The sequence below is a fragment of the Kistimonas scapharcae genome, assembly GCF_039540975.1.
GTDB classification, from domain to species: Bacteria; Pseudomonadota; Gammaproteobacteria; order Pseudomonadales; family Endozoicomonadaceae; genus Kistimonas; species Kistimonas scapharcae.
Genome location: NZ_BAABFL010000247.1, coordinates 1 through 1,471, shown reverse-complemented (window position 1 = coordinate 1,471; position 1,471 = coordinate 1). Strand labels below are relative to the sequence as shown.

At 38.8% G+C, this 1,471-nt stretch carries 1 protein-coding gene; it reads right to left on the bottom strand.

The genetic code is table 11. The annotated features are described in order from the left end of the window. Positions 1-82: 82 nt before the first annotated feature. Complete coding sequence (locus ABD892_RS10720) at positions 83-1,375, bottom strand: ankyrin repeat domain-containing protein (RefSeq protein WP_345195621.1); 1,293 nt, start codon at positions 1,373-1,375, stop codon at positions 83-85. Positions 1,376-1,471 lie beyond the last annotated feature (96 nt).

The following is a 1,471-nucleotide window of genomic DNA, read 5'->3' as shown; positions in this document are numbered from 1 at the left end:
GAGAAATATCGGCCATGAAAGGGTTAATCGGGAGGTCAAATCCAATCGGTGGAAAGTGGACATTTTAAATCGGTGCTGACACTTACGTATATCCTTCATTATTCTTAACATTTAGATCCGCTCCCTCTCTGACTAACGCCTCCATCATCTCACGACTCTGTTTCCTTTTTTTCTTTATGTAACTGATATCTAATCCCAAACCAGGTTCATCCAAGTTCTTACGCATACTCTCAGATACAAGATGAAAGGGCGTATTACCATTGTGGTTTAGACAATCAACACAGGCTTTATTACGCAATAAAAAAACAAGGAGTTCGACATCAGATTCCTTAGCCGCCAGGTGAAGTGGAGTGTTGCCTGACTCATCCTGACAGTTTATGTCACAGCCTTTTTTAAGCATGAAATTAAAAGATTCAACTGGCACCCTTGCACGATTCCTCTTCATCACATCAATAATATAATCACGCTCCAATTGAATAGCACCGGGACATAATGAAAGCAGTCTTTCAGCACCACAAACAAAACCCTGCTGAACAGCTAAATCAAATAACTCCTGAACAAACACATAATCCAATTGATTCTTACGATTCAGCAACCCTACAACTATGTCAAGCACCTTATTTTTAAATTCATTATCACAGTCAGAAGCAACCAAATTGCGCATGAATTGAGATATATCTTGTCGACAATGTCGCCTATCCAGCATTCCATCTAAAATAGCTTTTACTGATTCCAAATCTCCAGACTTAAATATCAGGTCTAAATTCTGATAATAAAAATTACAACCCTGAGCCGAAAATAATTTTAAAACATCAGAAAGTCCAAACATGATTAGAACATGTATCCAATTTTGTAAATCACTTACTCCCTCAGTACGAGAATATCTAGCCCCTTTCTCCATTAAATGTTTAATAACGACTCCCAACTTATGCTTTTCTGCATCTGTCGTCGAACGATTCCCCCCCCACTCTTCAATGAGTGGCGTAATAGCCACACCTAAAGGGCTTCGCCTTTGATAGTAGTTCAGGCCTTCCCAGTTACAATATGCCGTATCATAAAAACTTGCACCACCTTCAATTAAAATATCCAGTAATTTCTTGAAACGATCCACCTCATCAAGATTATAATTTTCCAGATCTCTCATTGCACGAACTAAAGGAGGACACATACGATAATCAGGATACTCATAACCCTCATAATAATAACCCCTACTAAGCTTAACCCCAGCTTCAATCATTGCCTTCAATTCTTCAGGGTCATCTCTGAATTTTTTTATTGCCTTCGCTAGACGACGATCATTTTCATACTGTGATCTTAAGACTGTTGCTATTTTTGCAAATACGAGAACAAACCCACCTCCGATTTTTTTTAACATTCCGCAAACATTCTGTTTCCTGATTACCACCTAACATAAGCCATTCTCCCGTCTAAACTTACGACACTGGTTTTCCTTGGGTTAGGAGACGTGTCA